Raw genomic sequence first — 20,628 nt, forward strand, 5'->3', positions numbered from 1 at the left:
ATGCTTCAGCCCCTGCCAGCTGCGGGCGTCAGCGCGACAGGTTCGTCAGTCGGCTGTCGCTGATCTGGATGAGGCGCTTAGCCGCTTCCACCGATCGATCGTCGTCGGGCGACACTCGAACCGCGGTTCTGCCCCGGCCGCTCACGACCTCGTACACGGGACTGTGCCGCAAGTCCTCGGGGAGTTCATCGAAGGTCAGCGGCACATTGACGACGATGTGTCCGGGCAGCATCTCGAGGGTCGCGAACACGCGATTCTTGAACGTCTTGGTTGGCCGCGTTATCGACACGTAGCTCTTGTTCGCCTTTAAAGCAGCCCGGGGATTGTTGTCTAGGGCGTCGTTCTCGAGCTCATGGAAGAGCAAGCGCAAAGGCTCCGGTGCCGCGTCGACCACCGAGTTGTGATCCTGCTGTGCGACGTGCGTGTCCTCGCTCGCGGGCGCATCGAGATCGCTCGGCGTCGACATCGCGATACTTGCGGTGAGGTCGATCGCCGGGATGAGTTCCCGCAGCTGGAGGCCCTCATCAAATGCACCGGTGAGGAAGCGGCTCAGTCGTGCCGAGTCCCAGTTCGAGGTGTCTTCCGTTTCGACCAGCTCTTGGAAGACGCCGACGTCGCTGATCGCGTCTGAATCGGATGTCAAGGCCGCGTCCCTGATGGCGCGCGTCAACGCGTCGTACTCGAGCGGCCAAGACAGCTGCAGTGCGATCAGATGAAGGAGCAGACGGGATGTTGCGTCTTCGGACGATGGCTGGATGCCGTATGGCGAGCGACCGGCCATGTGTTGCGCGAGCAGGTACGTGTTCACGAGACGTTTCACCTGTCGAGGATTTGACCGCAAAGCCAGGTACACGATGTCGACGAGGGTGCTCTCTTCGATCCCGAAGAACCAGGGCTTGAGGCGGGTATCCCATTCCGGGAGCAGGGCACGAATGTCTTGCGCTCTCACGTTGACGTGCGGGATTCGGAACGGAATCTGCACGATCTTCTCGATGAAATGGTGGGCGTCGATCTTCTTGTACGCCCGCTCGATCGCGCTGATGAGGTAGTCATAGTCCAGCGCGAGGACGAAGACGAAGCCGTCGACGTCTGTCAGCAGGTGGATAGCTTCGACGACGCTGACCACGGCCGTCGGGGCGCAGCGGTCCAGATCGTCGACGAGCACGACGATGCGCTTACTGGCAAGGGTGGACGAGAGGGCGCGTAGGTCCTCGAACGGGGTGATGTACTGCTCGTTCGAGTTCGGTTCGCGTCGCTGATATTTCAGCCCCACACCGAGAAATGAGACCTCGAATCGGTCCAGTACCTTATCGAGCGCGTTGACGGCCGCACTCATCTGCGGACGTTTTTCCACGACGCGCTTGATCGACTGGAGTAGCGCGAACACCAGCGAACCGGAGGACTGGTACCGCCAGGCATCGAAACGAACGACGACGATATCTGTGGACTTGTCGGCGATGAGCGTTTCCGCGATGCCCTGCAGCAGCGAGGACTTGCCGCTGCCCCACGGGCCGAAGAGCCCCACCGTGTAGCGGGCGGGCTTGCCTCCACGGATCGCCGCAGAGATGCCCGCAACGTATCGATCGAACCCCATTCCCGCGCTCGACGACGGGATATCGACGACGATAGGAAGATCGCCAGCGCTCATAGTTTCAGCTCCGGTCCGTGCTCGACTGTTCCACTGACTTAGCCAGCGGGTTTACGGTCGACCCATGCCGTAGTAAGTCCACCCCGCCGCGCGCCATGCAGCGGCGTCGAGTCCGTTGCGCCCGTCGACGATCACGCGGCCCGTGGCCAGTTCGGACGCATGCTCGGGGGCGAGCTCACGACGGTACTCGTCCCACTCGGTCACCAGAATCACCGCGTCCGCTCCCCGCAGCGCTTCGTCGCGGTCTTCGACGTAGTTCAACTGCGGGTGGATGCGGCGGGCGTTTTCGATCGCGGCAGGGTCGGTCACGGTGACCCACGCGCCCAGACCGTGCAGGCGCACGGCTACGTCGAGAGCGGGGGAGTCGCGGATGTCATCGGAGTGCGGCTTGAACGCTGCGCCCAACACCGTGATGTTCTTCTTGAACACCTGCCCGCCGAGCCCCTCGACGACGAGCTGAACGGCACGCTCGCGGCGGCGCAGGTTGATCTCGTCGACCTCACGGAGGAAGGCCACGGACTCACCGCGACCCAGCTCTTCGGCTCGAGCGGAAAACGCGCGAATGTCCTTGGGGAGGCAACCGCCTCCGAAGCCGATACCCGCACCGAGAAAGCGGCGGCCGATACGAACGTCGTGCCCGATGGCGTCAGCCAGCTGGGTGACATCGGCGCCGGTGACTTCGGCGATCTCGGCCATGGCATTGATGAAGCTGATCTTCGTCGCGAGGAAGGCGTTGGCTGAGACCTTCACGAGCTCTGCCGTCGCGTAGTCGGTGACGATGAACGGCGTGCCCTTCGCCACCGAGGGGTGGTAGATCTCGCGCAGGATGTCGGCAGCGCGTTCACCCTCGTCGCCTCCGGGTACGCCGGCGACGAGACGGTCGGGGTCGACCGTGTCTTGCACAGCAAAACCCTCGCGGAGGAACTCCGGGTTCCACACCAGGGTCGCACCTGTTTCGGTGATGCGCGGAGCAAGCCCCGCGGCCGTTCCCACCGGCACCGTGGACTTGCCTGCCACGATGTCGCCCTCGGAGAGGTACGGCAGCAGTCCGTCGATCGCCGCGTTGACGTAGGTAAGATCGGCGGCGTACCCGTCCTTCACCTGAGGCGTGCCAACGCCCACGAAGTGCACCTTGGATCCGGCGGCCTCTGCCATGTCGGTCGTGAAGCGCAGGTTGCCCGACGCGATGCCCGCGGCGAGGATCTCGGGCAGCCCGGGCTCGAAGAACGGCGCCTCGCCGCGCGAGAGAGACTCGATCTTGCGGGCGTCGACATCGATCCCGACCACCTCGTGGCCGATGGACGCCATAGCAGCGGCGTGGACCGCGCCGAGGTAACCGCACCCGATGACCGAAAGCTTCATGAATCTCCCCGTAGATTTAGCTAGCTAACGTGTCGCATCAGCCAAGAGCGTGGGCACACATGCCCCGCTATTCGTTCCTACCAGATCAGTGTTTCCGTTGGGGGACGCGGGAAGGCCTGTGTCCGTGAGCTATCTCCCCGCAGAGCTATACGCACAGATCGAGCTATCTGTTCCGATCGCCTGCGTCGACTTCGTGCCCGTGCGAAGCACCGACACGGGCGACCGCCAGATAGGGCTCATCTTGCGTGAGTCTCCGCACGGGCAAGTGTGGTGCCATCTTGGCGGCAGGATTCGGCGCGGTGAAACCATCGCTGCAGCGCTGAGACGCCACGCCCGCGAGACGGTAGGGCTTGAGCCGTCTGTGCCGTTGAACCCGCAGCCGGGATACGTCTACGAGTGGTTCCCACCCAGCGTCGCGCCGAGCGACGGAACGGCCTTCGGGAGCGACCCCCGCAAGCACGCCATCGGTCTGTCATTCGTGATCGAGCTTGAGGAAGAAGCTCTGGCACAGAACGAGGCGTTGGCGTTCAAGTATTACGATCCCCGCGAACTCCCGTCGCCACTGTGGCCCGGGTGCGCTGAGTTGCTGGCGCGACTTGGGCTCATTTAGCGAGCTCATCGGAGTGGCCATTTAGCGCGCTAATCGGAGTAGTCGCCGTTCCACCAGTCCGATATCTCAGCCATCAACTGCCCGACCGCGACGTGTGCGGGGTGAGAGCGGAACTTCTCGAACGCCTCGTCGTCGGTGAAGGTCGCATCTTCGACCACGATGCGCCCCTTGCGCTGGTCGAGCGACAACTCAACCCGCCAGTCGACGATGCCCGGGAGAACAGCGAGTGACCGGAGCGAATCGATCGCTTCGGTCACTCGGCTGCTCGATACGCCGTCGTGCACGCGGAAGAGCACGATGTGGCGAAGCATCGTTACTCCCTGATCGAGCCCACGTGGTCGCGATACCAAGCGACGGTGCGCTCCATACCTTCTTCGAGACCGATCTTTGCTGTCCATCCCGCATCAGCCAGTTTGGACACATCGAGCAGCTTCTGAGGCGTGCCGTCCGGCTTCGTGGTGTCCCACTCGGTGTCGCCCGAGAATCCTGTGACCCCGGCGATCGTCTCAGCGATCTCACGGATAGTCACGTCCGAGCCGGTGCCGACGTTGACCTGATCGGGCCCGTCGTAGTTCTCGAGCAGGTGGAGGCAGGCGTCGGCCATGTCGTCCGCATGAAGGAACTCGCGCCGCGGCGTGCCCGTGCCCCAGTTCGTCACCGTGGTGGCCCCGGCGCGAGCAGCTTCGTCATAGCGACGAATAAGTGCCGGAAGGACGTGAGACCCCTTGGGCGAGAAGTTGTCGTTCGGGCCGTAGAGGTTGGTGGGCATCGCACTGATCCACGGCAGGCCGTATTGGCGCCGCACGGCCTGCGTCTGCAGGATGCCGGCGATCTTCGCGATCGCGTATGCATCGTTGGTCGGTTCCAGATGCCCCGTCAGCAGCGAGTCCTCGCGGATCGGCTGTTCGGCAAGCTTCGGGTAGATGCAGGACGAACCGAGGAACAGCACCCGCTCGACATCGTTCGCGAGAGCGGCGTCGAGAACGTTGACCTGGATGCGCATGTTGTCTGACAAGAAGTCGACCGGATAGGTCGAGTTAGCCAGGATGCCGCCGACTTTCGCTGCCGCGAGTACCACGTACTTGGGCTTGACCGACCCCATGTAGGCGAACACGGCATCGCGGTCCTTCAGGTCGAGATCCGCAGAGGGTTGCCCGTGCAGGTTGCCGAACCCGCCGGCCTCGAGCCTGCGCCAGATGGCCGAGCCCACGAGCCCACGGTGCCCAGCGACGTAGAAAGGCGCGTCCCGATCGAGTTCTGAGGGGGAGTAGTTGACGCCGTCAACGGCGGTTGTCACTTCGTGCCCCAAGAGGCCAGCTTGACGGTGTCGATCCATTCAGGGCCCTCTTCCAACGCTTTCACGTCGGCGTCAACCATGAGCTTGGCCAGTTCCTTCCCGTCGATGGTGGGCACCCACCCGAGCTTGTCGGCGGCCTTTGCGGGCTCACCGATGAGGGCGTCGACTTCGGTCGGGCGCAGATAACGCTCGTCGAACTTCACGAACTCCTGCCAATCGAGACCGACGTGCCCGAACGAGGTCTCGAGGAAGTCCTTGATCGTGTAGCCAACACCGGTCGCGAGCACGAAATCCTCGGGCTCGTCGACCTGCAGCATGCGCCACATGCCTTCGACGTACTCGGCGGCATAGCCCCAGTCGCGGATCGAGTCGAGATTTCCGAGGTAGATGTCCTTCTGCACGCCAGCCTTGATGCGAGCCACGGCGCGGGTGATCTTGCGAGTCACGAAGGTCTCGCCACGTCGGGGCGACTCGTGGTTGAACAAGATGCCATTCACCGCGAACATGTCGTACGCCTCGCGGTAGTTCTTGGTGATCCAGTAGCTGTAGAGCTTCGCCACACCGTACGGCGACCGGGGGTAGAAGGGCGTCTCCTCGTTCTGAGGCGGGGGCGTGGCGCCGTAAAGCTCCGATGTAGAAGCCTGGTAGAAGCGTGTCTGCACGCCCGAAAGTCGGACGGCCTCGAGCAGGCGGATGGTGCCGGTGCCCGTGGTGTCAGCGGTGTGCTCGGGCTCATCGAACGAGACGCGCACGTGCGACTGCGCGGCAAGGTTGTAGACCTCATCCGGATTGATCTCGCTCATGAGCGTCACCATGCGGGCGCCGTCGGACAGATCGCCATAGTGCAGGAACAATTTGGCGCTCGGGTCGTGAGGATCGACGTACAGGTGATCGATCCGGTGGGTGTTGAAGGTCGAAGCCCGACGGATGAGGCCGTGAACCTCGTAACCCTTCGATAGCAACAGCTCAGCGAGGTACGAGCCGTCCTGGCCCGTAATACCAGTGATGAATGCACGCTTGGTCAAGATTGACTCCCTGTCTTGGAATTTGTGTCTGATGAGCTGATCTGTGGATGGCTGCCAGAGCGCTTGTTAGCGCTGCGCGGACTTTTATTGCTCGCGATGTCGAGCAAGTATGAGTAGCGAACCCCGCGCTAGAGCGCCGGACGCGGTGGCGAGCGGTACGGCGTACAGATGGAGCGAGTTCGCTGTCAGAGCAAGCACCACGAGGGACACGGCAACCGAGAGCGCAGTACCCATCGTTGCTAGGGAAAAGCGGTTCGCCGCGATGTTCATTTGGTTGATCGGCGCGATCATGGCCTGAAGCGAAAAAGACAACGTCTGCGCCGCTGCGATCAATGGGGGGATCGAACGACCGGCAAAGCCGGAAAGTAGACCAGCGAAGAAGGGCACCAGGCTGGCGTACGCGATGCCCAGGCTCAGCTGCGCTCCAATCATGAATCGAACACGTCGATTTGCCTCTCGGGTCTTTCCTTGCGCCTGTAGACGGATGGCAGGCGGAAGGAAGAACGACGCGAGCGCAGTGCTGGCTATTAGTACGGGTTGGGCAGCTATTCGAACCCCTTCCAGCGTGGCCAGCGCGCTAGCGCCGAGAGTCAGGACGACGACAAGATTTAGCGCGTATGCCCCTCCTTGTAGCACAAACCCGCTCGCTGCCGTACGTAGACCTAGCTTGAACGAAACTTTCGATTCATCGCTGATTTTGTTGACAGATCGGTGGAGCCAAACGCCCACCAGTCCACTAACGAGGTTCGCCACTGCGAGCGTGCCGAAAGGCAGCGCCGTCGATATGGAGGGATGCTGGTGGACAGTAGCGAGCTGAACGAACGTGAAGAATGCCAACGAGATCGCTAACTGCAGGCACGATACGATCGCGGCAAACCCGTGATCCCCGCTGATGTGCAGCGAGGTGCGTACGTGGTCTTGGAATGATGAAGCAGCCACCCACGCGGCGGCGGTTGTACCTAGAAAAACAGCTGCTGAGACCGAAACAGAGCCGTAAAGCGGTGTTCCAGCGAGTGCCATCAGCGAAATCGCGGCAACGACGTGCGGAATGGCTGAACGGGCGTCGGCACCGTACCGTCCTCGAACGCGCGCAGGGGCCTTGTTCACCCGTAAGCGCCTAGGCATGTACGCCATCTGCTGAGGTATCACCATGACGGCAATGCCTGCAGAGAAAAGTAGCGCGTACAGCGCGAGCCCCACATCGTCGAGAGCCTGCAAAGCGATCAATCCAACGAGGAATGAAGCAGCGGCGGAGGCTCCGGAATCTCCCAACGTCGAGACCAGGCCTAGCGCTTTACGCATTGCGACTCGGACTATTCAACCGAGCGTTGTTCTTGTCGAATCGACGCTTTGAGCCCGCAGTAGCAGGCTGAGGTCGGGGCGAAGTAGATTGTGTCGCGCTGTATGCAAAGGGCACCCCTTGATACGCGAGGGCGATTCCGGCGATGAGAGTCATGTAGCCAAATGGTGACTCCACGATCACTCCACCGAGGCCTGCCGCGATAACGGCGACTATGAGACTAGTTCCCACGCCGGTGATGCCGCGCACGCGGGCCGCGTTCTTAAAGGCGCCCAGTGTCCACAGCAGGAGGACGGAACAGATCGCTACCCCTCCAACGATTCCGAAGAACGCCAGCCACGTGACCGCGAAATTATGGGCAGCGCGCACGCTTGGATCACCAGATAGGTATACGACCGCGCCACTATTCAGAATCGGTTGCGATCCTAAGCCTGACCCCCACCACGTCTGCGTCGGGTTTTGTGTGGTGTATTCCAAGATTCGCTGCCACGCGTCAAGTCGGGCGCCCCAGGTGTTCTGTGCTGAGGCTTGCTCTTGGGATCCAGTGTCGAACAAGCGTGTCACAGCTCGCATCCACGTCGGCGGATCTGTGAATACGCTCACAACGAATGGAACGACAGCTGCAACGAACAATGCGGATCCTGCGATGAGGACGGGAGAGATCCTGTGCCCCTTTGGCCTCGCGAGTACGAAGGCTAGCCCAAGCAAAATCAGGCCTGAAATGAGGCCCGCCCGGCTCCCGCCGGCGAGCAGCGAGGCCCCTGCCAGTAGGGTGAGCAGGGCTCGGATCCCACGCGCCCACTCCCGATCGAGAAGGAATACAGCGATCGAGAGGCCAGCGATCAGAAGGTCAAAATCACCACGCGTGGTAAAAGCTGGCACATCGGATATTGGTCCGATGCTTATAGGTGGGAGCAGTCGAAACACCGCTAATGTGAACCACGCCGTGTGAATGAGGCAGGCAACTCGCAGCATTCTGAAAGTGCGGAGTCCGCCTGTCAGGGCGGTTGCCTGGTAAAAGAACGGGACTAGGAGAAGGTAGACGAGAGGCATCGCGTCTCGAATGACGAGTAGCGTGTCTGTCCACTCTGCCAGGAGGAGATTGGCCGAGAGGACAAGGGAGAAGACGCAGGAACCGATTACGAGGGGTTTCGGGATCGGGACTCGAACGCCTTCCCGCGATCTAGTCGTAGTCTTCGCTATCACGAGTGCAACAAGGCCGATAACGACGAAAACATCTGCAAGATAGATCGGCACACCCGGGACGGAGATGTAGCTTCCCCATCGCCCGCCCGCCACAGGCACGAGCAGACCGACAAACGCCAGGGCCACTCCCGGTGCGGCGGGATGGGAGGCGGATCTGAGGCGCACGGGCACCCGGGCATTCTTCAAGATGTCTGCGTCCAATCCGCGCCCAGAACAGAGGTATAGATCTCGAGGAGACGGTCGCCGACTGCTCCGTCTTCGTAGTTGGATGCCCACTTGTTGAGACACGACGCGGCCAGCTGGTCGAAAATATCAGACCCGAGGTTCGCTAGGTCTCTCGCTCGTGCGGCCCAGTCTTCGCCGGGTTCAACGAGAAGGGCGTGATCGCCGAGCCCTGCGACGATATCCGTCAGCCCGCCAACATTGCTTACTAGTGCCGGTGTTCCTGCGGCGAGCGACTCGGCGGCTACTCTGCCAAACGGCTCGGCCCAGGCCGACGGGACGATGACTGCGAGTGCCTCGCGCATCCGCCGCACGACTTCCTCGGGTGGAATTGCTCCGATGAGATTGATGTTGGGAGAAGTCTCCAGAAGGCTTTGATCCTTGTCATCGAGTGTCCCTTCTCCGATGACGACGAGACGCAGGTCAGGGTTGCGCGCGAAGCTCGTTATAAGTGGTGATAGGCCCTTTTCCGCAGATAGACGCCCGACGTATAGAAATTCCGGTCTCCGGTTGCGTCGCGGTATCGGGTTCCTAGCGAGATCGCCTGCTACGGAGTTCGGCTTCACGTATGTAGGTGTGTCGCCTAGGACATTCGCGAGGAGCGCCCGCATCGATTCACTGAGCAGGATGTTTCCAGCAGGCGGGTGGGAAATGCGTGCGGCCTGCTCCCGAATCGCGTGTCCGACGGCGACCGCTGATGCTGGAACACTGTTGCGGTAACAGCCGTGGAGAATCCCAGGGTACCCCTGGGCTGAAGATTTGCAGTCGAAGCAGTTCTGTCCGTCTCTGAAACAAGTCCCCGCGACGCAACGCAAGCGGTAATTTCGGAGTGTACGAACCCAGGGCACACGATGTTCCTGCATCGTATCGATCGCGGCGCCACCCATAAGCGGGAATAGATTCTGTGCGTGCACGAGGTGGGGTTTGAATCGACGCAATGCCGTGTCAAGTAGGCCCGGAGCAATCCGAGGTCGTATTGTCTCCATCAGGAACCCGCGACGGCCACGTTCTTCGAGGATCTTGGCGTTGTCTACAGTGATGAACTCAACGTCTACGTTTCGATTCCGGAGACTCTCGACCTCAGCGCGAACAGAGAAATACTCCCCACCTACTTCGGCGTAGTCGTTGTGGAGCATCAACACCCGCATCACAGTTGGTACCACTTCGCTAGTTCTCGTCGGTAGCTCAGTTCGGTCCAGTCAGGGCTGGGACCACTAACGTTGTGCGCTCCGGTGGTTAAAAGGTCGATCCGGGCAGCTATCCGGGCAGTCAACGTCTCCGCGGGTAGTGCTTCCACCACCGAGGCGAAGCCACCTGCCATCATCTCGACCCCCCCGATATCCAGGCACACCACGGGCGTGCCCATCGCAGCGGCCTCAGCGGCGATCCATCCCGCTGAGTCGTGGACGCTCGGCAGAACAACACAGCTGACTTCGCCGAGCCTTTGGAGCAGCTCATTCCTCGCGACGCGTCCTCGAACCCGGACGCCTTCCGCAGTGACGTCGCCGAACTCAGAGAACTCCTCCGCCGAACCACCGCAAAGCTCCAGTGTCCACTGCTCCTTGGCCAGCTGACGCGATCGGATGAGAAGGCGAATCCCCTTCCACTCAAGCGGGCGACCAGCGAACAACGCGACTGGCAGTCGGTCGGTCGGGCGGCTCGCGCTTCGCAGCGTTTCGAGAACAATGTTCGGGCGTACAACGACACGTGTGAAACCGGTGAGCGCTTCAGCGGAGTCGTTGTTCATAGCAACTGCGACGTCAACCTTTCGACGATGGATTGGCAACGTGAACGCTCGCACCGTTTTCGTGATTGCGGCGCGGAGACGTTCCGATCGTCGGAACGGTTTGGGGAAGACTGCCAGAAGTTCGGGTGGTGGGTAAGTTGCTCCACCGACAGGGCCCCAGACTGTGTGCGCTTCCGCGCGACGCATGAGGGCAAGCGGGGAAGGCATCCAATCGGAGGCATACGTTACATGGTGGATTACCTGGTAGTGATTGCCTCGGAGAGCCGCTCTGCGCGTCCACCTCGCGGCCCGCAATATCCAAAGAGCGTACTTGAGATAGACGGGGCCTCGCCGATCCGCGAGTGTTGGTAAAGTCACCACTTCAACATTCGACATGCGCTCGACTTCGGCGAGCAAGGCGGGGGACACCGGAGCGCGCGTTAAGAGCGTGACGCGGTTGAAGAGAGGCGACGCCGTCTGCAATGACGCCCATCCCGCGCCCGGCTCGCTCCCTTGGGTGGGATCGCACGCGAAGGCGTAAAGCAGCAGACCGTCAGGGCGCTTTTGACTGGGCATCGATGATGATTCCCTCGAATCTTGGGGCGAGCGACGAAACGCTGAACTCAGCGAGCGCGCGATCGCGGAGGGCGGTGGACATCTGAGTTCGCGTGCCGGGCGTTCGAACCGCGCGCAGAGCGGCGACGAGACCTTCGAGCGATCCGGGCGCGAAGGACAGACGCTCGTCCGCAAGCGCCCATGGCATGGGCTCGATCGAGGACGCGATCACTACGCGCCCGCGGAGCATGCCGTCCACTAACTTCGCTGGAAGCTGACCCTCCGCGAAACCAGACGGAAGGCTGGGTAGGGCCACGATGTCGGATTGATTCAGGAGCGCGTCGCCTTCCGCCAGGCTCGTTTCACCAGCCCAGGTCTCCCACGGCTGGGCGTCGGCGGGCGAGTCAGCTGTCACGATCAAGTGGAAACCCTCATCCGCTAGTTGCGCAACCGCGTCGCGTAGCAGGTCGATCCCCTTATGCTTTCGGACCGTCCCGATGAATGCGACGCGAGGACGATCAGATTGGTGTGGTGAACCTGGCCCGGGATCGATCCGAGCATGCGGCAACAGAGTTCCGCCGTAACGAGCCTGAAGGACGGGGTTGCTCACCGCTACGGAAGCGCTCTTCTGAAGAACTGAGAAGTCTCGCACTCGGAGCCAGAAGGTGAGATACCGAACCCTCCAGGCGTATCGGCGGAACAGCGACGGACTCGATAGTCGGGCTTCTAGGTCAGGGTCATCTACATCGACCACTAGGGGAAACGCCGCACGGTCTCGTGCTCGCAGGGCCACACCAAGCGACTCCGGAAGAGGCTTCACTGCAACGACTGCATCGAAAGCGCTCGCCCTCTCTGCCAGATACCGCCAGGGACTGCGGGTGTGGATCCGTTCGCATGCTTCGGCGAACTCAGTCCCTCGAACTGGCGCCCAAATGCCGTCGCCACGAAACGAGACGATGCGACACTTCCAGCCGAGGTGCGTAGCTAAGAGCCACCATACCCAGGCCCGACCCGTGGAGTTCGCGCTCAGATCGGGCGTCACGACGAGGATCGACTTCATCGGTGCCGCCACGCCCGGAGAGACTCTGCGGAGCCGGTGAGTGCGGTTCTGAATCGGGAATTGGACCGAACGGCCAGACGTCGCTTCCGATCATGGCGTTCGTTCATTTGGGACGCTGTGAGAGGGGTCTCAGCAGCTGAACGAGCTCGCTCAAAGCTTGCGTTCGCGGCCTCAGCTAGACGGTCGGCCCGACCCGCTGTCTCTTTCGAGTGAAGCGCCACCGAGGCGGCTTCACCAATGGCTTCGAGTGGCACCCCGACCGGCATGGGATCTCCCCAGGTCGTCGCATAGCGTGTCAGCTTCTCGAGCTCAAGGCCCACCCGGGGGACCTCGAAAGATGACGAGATGATGAGGCCGTGTAGTGACGTGCCCACCCAGAGCGCAGCCCGTGCGATCAGCTCAGCCTTTTCCATGGCAGTGGGGGGATCGGCGATCGAGATTGGCCGGCTCGGATCAGTTCGTTTCGCGGATTCAATCACCTCGCGATAAAGCTTGACTGAATCGTGACCCCTCGCTCTCCCCGCGACGAACAGGCGCAGGTCCAGACCTCGCAAGGCTGGAGAGTTGAGCAAAATCGATGCAAACTCGCGAGAGCCGATGCGCGCGAGCGACGACTCCTTCACCTGTATGAGGGCATAGCCCGGTGTGTCGGTGTTCCCAGCAAGCCAGCCTGCTTGGCTGGTGCGGAGCGAGTGGACGAGGTCCGGGGCAAGTGCATGGCTTACCGAGCGACGCTCGAGCGTTCGTGCCGACGCCGAATCGCGCACCGATATGTAGCTCGCGTCATGAACGGCTCCCCACGACTCGTCGGCACGGTGACCTATCAATCCGCTCAGCCCACTCAAGCCAGCGGAGTTGATGACCAATCGTGTCTTCAGCGTCCCGGATGTCGCAGACATTCGAGGCAAGTATGGCGAACCGTACACAGACCGCCCGGTTAGTTCCATGAGCCGCGAGTTCTGTGAGCGGGGAGGTAGAGATCGCCAAGCGTCATAACGCTCTTGGCTAGCCGCCATCCGGTAAGCCGCTGGCATCGATGTTCCGCCGGTCTCGCCGCCGACCATCCAAACGGCCTCCACGTTGCCTGACTGCGTCGCTTCTTTGAGCGGTTTCACATCTGCATCGAGCGGCCTGAAGTCGTCCTGCAGCCCAAATGGTGCCGCCACGGTCAGATCGTCGCTACTGAGATTGCGGCTCGTGATCTCTAGGAAGAGGACATCTCCGAAGTTGTCGCGTTCGTAGGCGCCCAGAAGGGCAGTCGGTGTGGATGCGGAGCTCATATCGTCCTATCTCGCGGGTGGAAGCTGGCGTTCTCGGGCTCTACCCGCGCGGGCGGGCTATCGCCCGTATGAAGGCTAGATTGCCGAACAAGTATCTGCGCCACAGTCGTCGTGGCTCTGACGCCAATCGGTAGAGCCATTCGAAGCCGGTTCCCTGGATCCAACGAGGCGCCTCACGCACTGTCCCCGCGACAAAATCGAAAGCTGCGCCGACGTTCACTGTGGTCATGCTTAGGCGATGCGCCAGGGCAGACCCGACGAGATCCTGCTTGGGGGTACCTAGCCCAATCCAGACGATGTCAGCATCAGCCTTCGATATCTGGTGAGCGCAGTCCTCTACAAAAGCGTCGTCGGCGGGTGCGAACGGAGGCGAATAGTGCCCGACAATTATCAGATCGGGATAACGCAGTACGAGCTCATCTCGCAGCGCCGAAAGTGTCTCCTCGCTAGCGCCGAGCAAGAAGTGCTTGGTGCCGAACGTAGTCCCCCGGCGCATCGTCTCGGCGAACAGAGAGGGTCCTCTTACATGGGAGGCCCGCGATAGCTTCGATCGTCGCGCATTCATGGCCCACACAACCGGGGTCCCATCCGGAAAATTGACACCTTGGTTGCTGAGAAGCGCTCTGTAGCTGGGGTCAGAGTCTGCGAGGGCGACGTTGTACGCATTGGCGAGTCGGACGTTTAGCGACAGTCGCTGCGGCCCGGCGACCCTTAGGAGCCAGTCGACCGTTTCATCGAGCGATGCCACGCTGAAGGGGACACTTCCCACGCGCACGGTTGGGAACGGCGCCGGTCCAGCCGCAATCGCGTCACCGCTGTCGCTGGGCAAGCTCATCTGGGAAATCCGTTCGCTCTGAGTTGACTCTGGATCAATGGGCGTCATCGCCAGGCGCGACCGCAGCCTTCGCGGTCTTGGCGAGGATGGCGAGGTCGCCGAGCAGCGACCAGTTCTCGACATACGAGAGGTCGAGCCGCACAGTCTCTTCCCATGAGAGGGAGGAGCGGCCGCTCACCTGCCACAGGCCGGTGATGCCCGGCTTCACGAGGAAGCGGCGGTGTACGTGGCTGGCGTACTGGTCGACCTCGCTCTGCAGCGGCGGGCGCGGGCCGACGAGCGACATCGAGCCGCCGACCACGTTGAACAGCTGTGGCAGCTCGTCCAGGCTGAACTTGCGCATGATGCGGCCGATGGGAGTGACCCGGGGGTCGTTCCTCATCTTGAACAGCACCTCGTTGCCCGAGTCGGCACCCGACTCCTGGCGCTCGCGCTGCAGGTTCTCGAGCAGGTCTTCGGCGTTGACGACCATCGAGCGGAACTTGAGCATCGTGAACTCTCGCCCGCCCCATCCGATGCGGGTCTGCCGGAACAGCACCGGACCGGTCGAGGTGAGACGCACCGTGATGGCGAGGAACGCCAGCAGCGGGCTGAGCAGCAGCACGCCCAGCGCGCTGGCCGACAGGTCGACGGAGCGCTTGAGGAAGAGCTGACCCTTGCTGAAGCGCGGCGTCTCGACGTGGATGAGGGGGAGGCCGGCGACAGGTCGAGTGTGCAGACGCGGGCCCGCGATGTCGACGATGCTGGGTGCGAGCACCAGGTGCTGGCGGCCGGCCTGCAGGTTCCACGAGATCTGCTTGACCTTGTCGGGCGGCAGCTCGTCGGTGCTGGTGACGGCCACCGTGTCGGCGCGGGTGACGGCCATCGCGCGCTCGATCGCGTTGACCGAGCCCATCAGCGGGATGTCGGTGCCCGGCACGGTGCCGGCGGTGGTACCACTCGGAGCGCACGCCCCCACCACGTGGTACCCGGCACTGGGGTTGCGCTGCAGCTCGCGAGCGATCTGCGACACCGAATCCAGCGAGCCCACCAGCAGCACGCGTGCCGCGAACTCGCCGCCGGCACGCTTGGCGACGAGCCACTGACGCCACAGCCACCGCACGAGCAGCAGAATGAGGATGCCGAGCGGCAGGCTGATGAGCAGGAAGCCCCGGGCGACCTCGATGCGCGTGAGGAACGCGACGATCGCGACGGCTCCGAAGACGCGGAGGCTGGCATCGGCCACCCGCACGTACTCGGTGGCGCCGGTGCCGATGACGCGGTGGCTGCGGGAGTCGACCCACGACAGCGCCGCCATCCACAAGAGGATGAGCGCCGCGGAGAACACCCAGTACGAGACATCTGTGATCGCGGAGTTCTCGATCATCGCCAGCTGGGCGTTGCCGAGGCCGAACCAGGCGATCTGCGTGCCGTAGACGACCCAGACGAGCGCGAGGAAGTCGGTGATCCACAGGCGGCGCTGATAGCTGCGGCGCCAGTTGGCCGGGACGCGCGCGTCGTCGCGCTGGACCCGTGCGGGCGAGGCCGGGCGCGCGGCGGAGGGCTCGGACTTCTCGGACTCGTCGAGGATCGAGAGCGACGGCGAGGCCGTCTTGGGGAGGGGAGTGGCGCCCGTGAAGGGAAGGTCACTGAGCAGATTGGTCACGCGCGACGTCGGTGTCGCGTCGACCTCAGAATCGGTCGACACAATTTCCCCCTTCGCGTCGCGCAGATCATCTTTGGCGGGGACGTTATCAGGCCCATGTGACGGTGATGTATCGGGTGAATCATCCGGTGTCACCATGTGCAACCCCCACGGCGATGATAGTGGGCCGCGCTATCGCTGCGCAGTCGGCCGTTTGGGTGACACGAACCGTTCATCGGGATCCGACGTCGACGGCGCAGGCGCGTTCGAGGTCGACGAGCTGCTGCGTCACCCAGGCGGCGTAACGCTCGTGGGTCCATCCGCGAGCCTGCGTGAAATGCAGGTAGGTGTCGGGGCCGGTGACGTGGCCCAGCACATCGGCGGCGACCGGCACCCGCGCCGCCGGGATGCGGCCGCGCGAGGCGAACCAGCCCGCGGCGAGCACCATGTCGCGCTGCCGGCGGCTCTCGAGCTCGGCGTACGACGCCCGCGCCGCGGGGTCGGCGTCGGCGGCGGCCATCATCGCCCGGACGATGGCCGCCGACCGCCTGTTCGCCTCGGTGAGGAAGCCGACGTACCGCTCGAGCGCCGTCTCGAAGTCGGGCTCGGCCATGATGTCGGCGATCGCCGGACGCTCGGTGAGCGAGTGCGCCCCCTCGTCGCCGGCGAATGCCGTCTCGAAGGCGGCGATGAGCAGGGCGTGCTTGGGGCCGTGCAACTGCACGGTGGGGGCGCTCACCCCGGCCTCGGCCGCGATCGCCTTCATCGAGGTGGCACCGTATCCGTCGCGCACGAAGAGCCGCGCGGCGGCAGAGACGATGAGCCCGCGGGTGGCCGCCGCATCCGCCTCGCGACGCGGAGAGTGATAGGCGCGGGGCATCTTCAGACCGTACCCCCGCTCGTCGCCGGCCGCGCCCCCACGAAGACCAGCCCCACCACGATCTGCGTCACGCACGACGACATGAGGGCGACCGTCACGACGGCGACATCGCCGCTCGCGCCCGCGACTGCGCCGACGATCGCTGCGACCACCGTGAGAGCCAGCAGCGCCCAGCGTGCGGCACCCGTGGCCACCCCGGCGCGCACGACGGCGATCGACGCCGTGAGCAGGAGGACGAGCTGCGCGGCGGCGAGCGTGAGGGGCAGCCAGCCGATGAGCGAGAGGTCCACCCCATCCGGCGAGCCGTACGTGGTGACGAAGTAGAGCGTCTGGTTGAGCAGGAAGACGGCGCCGAAGCCGAGCAGCGCGGCCTTGCCGACCATGCGGGTGCCGGTGATGCCGTCGGCGCCCGTCGAGCCGAGAGCGAGGGGCAGCATCGCGAGGGCATGGACGGCGGTGCTCGCCAGGAACAGCAGGGTGAAGAGGGGCAGCAGCGCACCCGATGCGTCGTCCCACAGCGTGACCTCGACGACCGTGGCGGCGAGGAGGAGCGCGCCGCCGAGCGCGATGCCCGTGCCGCCCCATCGCGACCAGGTGCGGTCGATCGGGCGGGATGCGGTGCGGGCGGCGATCGGGGGTGTGACAGTGGTGTGCATGGCGATCCTTCGTCGAGTTCTGTTGGTGCGGCTAAATATCCATTAGTGTGGCGCATATGTCAATTGATTCGAGTGCCGACTCCGGTCGGCGGCGTTCGGCGCTGCTGTGCGCCATGCCCGCGGTGGGCCACGTCGTGCCGATGCTGGTCGTGGCCCGGGAGCTGCGCCGACGGGGATGGCGGGTGCGGATGCTGACCGGCGCGCGCTACGCCGATCGGGTGCGCGCGGCCGACGTCGAGTTCGTGGCGCTGCCCGCCGAGGCCGACACGCTCGACAGTGTCGGGTCCGAGGGCCGCAACCGCGGCATCGCCACGATCAACGCGGGTGTCGAGGAGGCCTTCGTGCGCCCCGCGCTGCCGGCCGCGCGGCGGCTGGAAGAGGTGCTCGCCGCCGAGCCCGCCGACGTCGTGCTGCACGACATGACGTTCCTCGGCGTGCAGACGCTGTTCGCCCGACCGGCATCCGATCGACCGCTGACCGTGATGTGCGGCGTGGGCCCCGCCGGCTTCTCGAGCCGCGACTGCCCGCCGTACGGCCTCGGCATCGTGCCGGCGCGGTCACGCGCGGTGGGTCGCGTGCGCGACGCCGTGCTGCGCCGCTCGGCGCGCTGGGTGCTCTCCGGTGCGCACCGCGCGCTCGACGGGATGCTCGACGAACTCGGCGCGCCCGGCCTCGACGGTGCCTTCTTCATGGACGTGCTCGACCGCAGCGACCTGCTCGCGCAGTTCACCGTGCCCGCCTTCGAGTACCCGCGCAGCGATGCGCCCGACGCGCTGCGGTTCTACGGACCCATGGCGGAGGCGGCGGCATCCGAGGTTCCGACGCCGGACTGGATGCTGTCGCTCGATGCCTCGCGGCCCCTGGTGCACGTGACCCAGGGCACCGTGGCCAACACCGACTTCTCGGAGCTCGTGCGCCCCACGCTCGACGCGCTCGCCGACCGGCCCGTGCAGGTGGTCGTCACCGCCGGCGGGCGGGCCGCCGCCGATCTCGGACCGGTGCCGTCGAACGCGTTCGTCGCCGACTATCTGCCCTACGACGCGCTGCTGCCGCGCACCGACGTGTTCGTCACGAACGGCGGGTACGGCGGCCTCCACCACGCCATGCGTTACGGCGTGCCGATCGTGGTGGCAGGCGACAGCGAGGACAAGGTCGAGACCTCGGCCCGCGTGCGCTGGTCGGGAGCCGGCATCAGTCTCGGCACCGGGCGCCCCACTCCCGCGCAGATCGAGCGCGCCGTCACCCGGGTGCTGGGCGACGGGCGGTACGCGGCCGCATCCCGCCGCGTCGGCGACGCCATCGCGCACGCCGGGGGAGCGCCCGCGCTCGTCGACGACGTGGAGGCGATGCTGGTGTAGGGGATGCTGCGCGCTCACGTGGCGGTGCTGCGAGGATGGGCGCGTGACCCTCTACGACCCGACCCTGGCGGCAACGCCCGGCCTCGTGCGGCGACGATCGGCGCTGCGCACGAGCATCGCGATCGTGGTGCTGGCGGTGGCGATCGCCGTGATCGCGTACACGGTGCCGAACATCGCCGAGCTGTCCGAGCAGGCGCGGGAGAACGCCGAGGACGCGTCGCGGGCGCGGTATCGGTTCCTCGGCGGCTTCTTCCCGATCGCCCAGATCATCCTCTTCGGCGGGTTCGGGGTGGCGGCGATCATCGCGCTCGCCGGCAACGGCACGCGGATGTGGGTGCGCGAGGCCACCGGATCGCGGCTGCGCAAGCGGTTCGAGGGGTATCACGCGCTGTCCGCCGAGCAGTTCGAGCACCTGCACGCGGCGTTCGCCTCGGGTGACCCGGCCGCCTACACGCCGCTGCCCGACCAGGTGAAGCGCGGCAACGGTGTCGTGTTCGTGTGGACCGCGGATGCCGACCGGCGCGGGTACGTCGGCATGACCTGGGGCAGTGCGGCGAAGACCACGCGCAACGCACCCCTCATCCGGCTCGAGGGTGAGGACTTCGATCGGCTCGACTCGGCGCTGCGACGCGGGCTGCGTCGCGCGGCGCCGGTTGTGGTGGCTGGTGCGGACGAGGCGGATGCGGTCGGGCCGGTTGCTGCCGAGGCGGATGCGGTCGGGCCGGTTGCGGCCGATGCGCCGGCGTCGAGTGCTGCCGAGGCGGAGGCGCCCGCGTCGAGCCCCGCGCGCATCTACGCCCTCGCCTCGAATCGGCTGTTCTGGCAGCCCGGGGATCCGTTCGTCTATCCCTACGCCGTGGATCTGCGCTGGGACGGGCAGCAGTGGCGCGTGGAGATGAGCGAGGGTGTGACCTTCAGCGCGGTCGCCGCGATCGTGAGCGTCGACGAGGCGCTCTCGCCGAGGTGGGCGGCGCACATCGAGAAGGCCGAAGGGGGCTGGCTGCGTCCGTACCTGCAGCGCATCGCGTCCGGCGAGCAGGTGAGCGGCGACGAACTGGCGGCCGCGTTCGAGCGTCGGCACCGCCGACCGCTCGACGGGTGAGCGGGGCGCTTCACGCGGACGCGTGCGCCGAGGATGTTTAGTCGGCGAGGGTGTCGGTGTAGCGTGACGGGGCTTGGCCGGGTGGGGAAGCGCGCCTAGCCTGTCCGCATGGATTATGTGCTGGGGTGGGGGACGATCGCAACCATCCTCAGCGTGCCCGTTGTTTTCGCGGCCGTGGCGTACTCGTCCCGTCGTCGGCAGCATCGGGGCGACCACGACGCTCCCTCCTCGGCGGGGCTGTTCGGGTTCGACGAGCTGTTCCACCCGTCGGCGCACAACGCGCGGATCATCTGGGAGGCGGAGCAGGAGATTCCGGTGCCCGCCCCCACGCCCGACAAGGGCCCGGGAGTGATCGAAGCCGGCAGTCGAATCACGATCGAGGTCGACGGAGCGGCTTCTCGCGAGACGTGAGCTCGTCTGTGCGGCGCGGCGTGGGCCCACGTGGTGCGGGGCCGGGCTCGGGCTGGGGTTGGGGTCGGGCTGGGTTGGGGGTCGGGCTGGGTTGGGGCTCGGATTGGGTTTGGGTCCGGGCGTCTCGGCTCGGGTGGATGTCGGTGGGTCGGGGTAACATTCGAACATGTCTTCGATAGTTGTCGAGCGGGTCGGGCTCTCCGACGCGGACGCGTTCGCGCTCGCGTCGATCACTCGCCGTGTCGAGAACGCTCAGGCCGACCTCGCCGCAGCACAAGCCCGACTCACCCGGGCACTCGCCGACGCCGAGCACCTCGCGTGCCGGCTCGACACCGGGCACGCGCGGTCCGCGGCCGGGAGTGACATGGCGCACCGGGCGGTCGCGGCGGAACTCGCGGTCCCGTTGCGGATCGCCGACCGCACCATGCAGAAACGCATGACCGACGCCGCCGAACTCGCCGACGACTACCC

At 64.7% G+C, this 20,628-nt stretch carries 19 protein-coding genes and 1 pseudogene; 5 read left to right on the forward strand and 15 right to left on the reverse strand.

What is annotated here, in order from left to right; genetic code table 11:
- Positions 1–28: 28 nt before the first annotated feature.
- Both AB0N73_RS06005 and AB0N73_RS06010 read right to left on the reverse strand, forming a co-directional pair.
- On the reverse strand, positions 29–1,648 hold the full coding sequence (locus AB0N73_RS06005) for a P-loop NTPase fold protein (RefSeq protein WP_363561393.1): 1,620 nt from the start codon (positions 1,646–1,648) through the stop codon (positions 29–31).
- Positions 1,649–1,699: 51 nt separating this feature from the next.
- Positions 1,700–3,010 (reverse strand): UDP-glucose/GDP-mannose dehydrogenase family protein, encoded by a 1,311-nt coding sequence (locus AB0N73_RS06010; RefSeq protein ID WP_363561395.1) that lies wholly within the window; start codon positions 3,008–3,010, stop codon positions 1,700–1,702.
- Positions 3,011–3,134: 124 nt separating this feature from the next.
- Between AB0N73_RS06010 and AB0N73_RS06015 the strand changes: the two genes are divergently transcribed.
- Entirely contained in the window at positions 3,135–3,620 is a 486-nt protein-coding gene (locus AB0N73_RS06015; protein ID WP_363561397.1) for a DUF4916 domain-containing protein, read from the forward strand.
- 29 nt (positions 3,621–3,649) lie between these two features.
- Here AB0N73_RS06015 and AB0N73_RS06020 read toward each other — a convergent pair whose 3' ends face one another.
- The 13 genes from AB0N73_RS06020 to AB0N73_RS06080 all read right to left on the reverse strand — a co-directional run bounded on the left by AB0N73_RS06020 (position 3,650) and on the right by AB0N73_RS06080 (position 17,286).
- The gene (locus AB0N73_RS06020; RefSeq protein ID WP_363561399.1) at positions 3,650–3,931 is read right to left on the reverse strand and encodes a Dabb family protein; all 282 of its coding nucleotides are present in this window, start codon (positions 3,929–3,931) and stop codon (positions 3,650–3,652) included.
- 2 nt (positions 3,932–3,933) lie between these two features.
- A complete protein-coding gene (locus tag AB0N73_RS06025; RefSeq protein ID WP_363561401.1) occupies positions 3,934–4,956 on the reverse strand; it encodes a GDP-L-fucose synthase in 1,023 nt (340 codons plus the stop codon).
- Entirely contained in the window at positions 4,914–5,942 is a 1,029-nt protein-coding gene (gene gmd / locus AB0N73_RS06030; protein WP_363561403.1) for a GDP-mannose 4,6-dehydratase, read from the reverse strand. Before gmd ends, AB0N73_RS06025 begins: the two co-directional genes overlap by 43 nt.
- 84 nt (positions 5,943–6,026) lie before the next feature.
- Complete coding sequence (locus AB0N73_RS06035; RefSeq protein WP_363561405.1) at positions 6,027–7,049, reverse strand: hypothetical protein; 1,023 nt, start codon at positions 7,047–7,049, stop codon at positions 6,027–6,029.
- A gap of 187 nt (positions 7,050–7,236) precedes the next feature.
- Positions 7,237–8,619 carry an O-antigen ligase family protein gene (locus tag AB0N73_RS06040; RefSeq protein WP_363561407.1) on the reverse strand — a complete coding sequence of 461 codons (1,383 nt, stop codon included), beginning with the start codon at positions 8,617–8,619 and terminating at the stop codon, positions 7,237–7,239.
- A gap of 11 nt (positions 8,620–8,630) precedes the next feature.
- Positions 8,631–9,806 (reverse strand): glycosyltransferase, encoded by a 1,176-nt coding sequence (locus AB0N73_RS06045; protein WP_363561409.1) that lies wholly within the window; start codon positions 9,804–9,806, stop codon positions 8,631–8,633.
- An 11-nt stretch (positions 9,807–9,817) separates the two neighbouring features.
- Positions 9,818–10,417 (reverse strand): glycosyltransferase, encoded by a 600-nt coding sequence (locus AB0N73_RS06050; protein WP_363561411.1) that lies wholly within the window; start codon positions 10,415–10,417, stop codon positions 9,818–9,820.
- A gap of 532 nt (positions 10,418–10,949) precedes the next feature.
- Positions 10,950–12,011, reverse strand: a complete 1,062-nt coding sequence (locus tag AB0N73_RS06055) for a glycosyltransferase family 4 protein (protein ID WP_363561413.1) — start codon at positions 12,009–12,011, stop codon at positions 10,950–10,952.
- On the reverse strand, positions 12,008–13,291 hold the full coding sequence (locus AB0N73_RS06060) for a polysaccharide pyruvyl transferase family protein (RefSeq protein ID WP_363561415.1): 1,284 nt from the start codon (positions 13,289–13,291) through the stop codon (positions 12,008–12,010). The genes AB0N73_RS06055 and AB0N73_RS06060 overlap by 4 nt, the downstream gene beginning before the upstream one ends.
- Positions 13,292–13,331: 40 nt before the next feature.
- Positions 13,332–14,249, reverse strand: coding sequence for a WecB/TagA/CpsF family glycosyltransferase (locus tag AB0N73_RS06065; protein WP_363561417.1), 918 nt, complete (start codon positions 14,247–14,249; stop codon positions 13,332–13,334).
- A complete protein-coding gene (locus AB0N73_RS06070) occupies positions 14,161–15,813 on the reverse strand; it encodes a sugar transferase (protein WP_363561419.1) in 1,653 nt (550 codons plus the stop codon). The genes AB0N73_RS06065 and AB0N73_RS06070 overlap by 89 nt, the downstream gene beginning before the upstream one ends.
- Positions 15,814–15,982: 169 nt before the next feature.
- Entirely contained in the window at positions 15,983–16,630 is a 648-nt protein-coding gene (locus AB0N73_RS06075; RefSeq protein ID WP_363561421.1) for a helix-turn-helix domain-containing protein, read from the reverse strand.
- Between the two features lie 2 nt (positions 16,631–16,632).
- The gene (locus AB0N73_RS06080; RefSeq protein WP_363561423.1) at positions 16,633–17,286 is read right to left on the reverse strand and encodes a hypothetical protein; all 654 of its coding nucleotides are present in this window, start codon (positions 17,284–17,286) and stop codon (positions 16,633–16,635) included.
- Positions 17,287–17,342: 56 nt separating this feature from the next.
- Between AB0N73_RS06080 and AB0N73_RS06085 the strand changes: the two genes are divergently transcribed.
- The 4 genes and pseudogenes from AB0N73_RS06085 to AB0N73_RS06100 form a co-directional block, all read left to right on the forward strand.
- On the forward strand, positions 17,343–18,644 hold the full coding sequence (locus AB0N73_RS06085) for a glycosyltransferase (protein WP_363561425.1): 1,302 nt from the start codon (positions 17,343–17,345) through the stop codon (positions 18,642–18,644).
- 43 nt (positions 18,645–18,687) lie between these two features.
- A complete protein-coding gene (locus AB0N73_RS06090) occupies positions 18,688–19,746 on the forward strand; it encodes a hypothetical protein (protein ID WP_363561427.1) in 1,059 nt (352 codons plus the stop codon).
- 108 nt (positions 19,747–19,854) lie between these two features.
- The gene (locus tag AB0N73_RS06095; RefSeq protein ID WP_363561429.1) at positions 19,855–20,157 is read left to right on the forward strand and encodes a hypothetical protein; all 303 of its coding nucleotides are present in this window, start codon (positions 19,855–19,857) and stop codon (positions 20,155–20,157) included.
- A gap of 166 nt (positions 20,158–20,323) precedes the next feature.
- Positions 20,324–20,628, forward strand: a pseudogene (locus AB0N73_RS06100) (hypothetical protein); the annotation flags it as partial.

The organism is Microbacterium sp. NPDC089189, assembly GCF_040685095.1.
GTDB lineage: Bacteria > Actinomycetota > Actinomycetes > Actinomycetales > Microbacteriaceae > Microbacterium.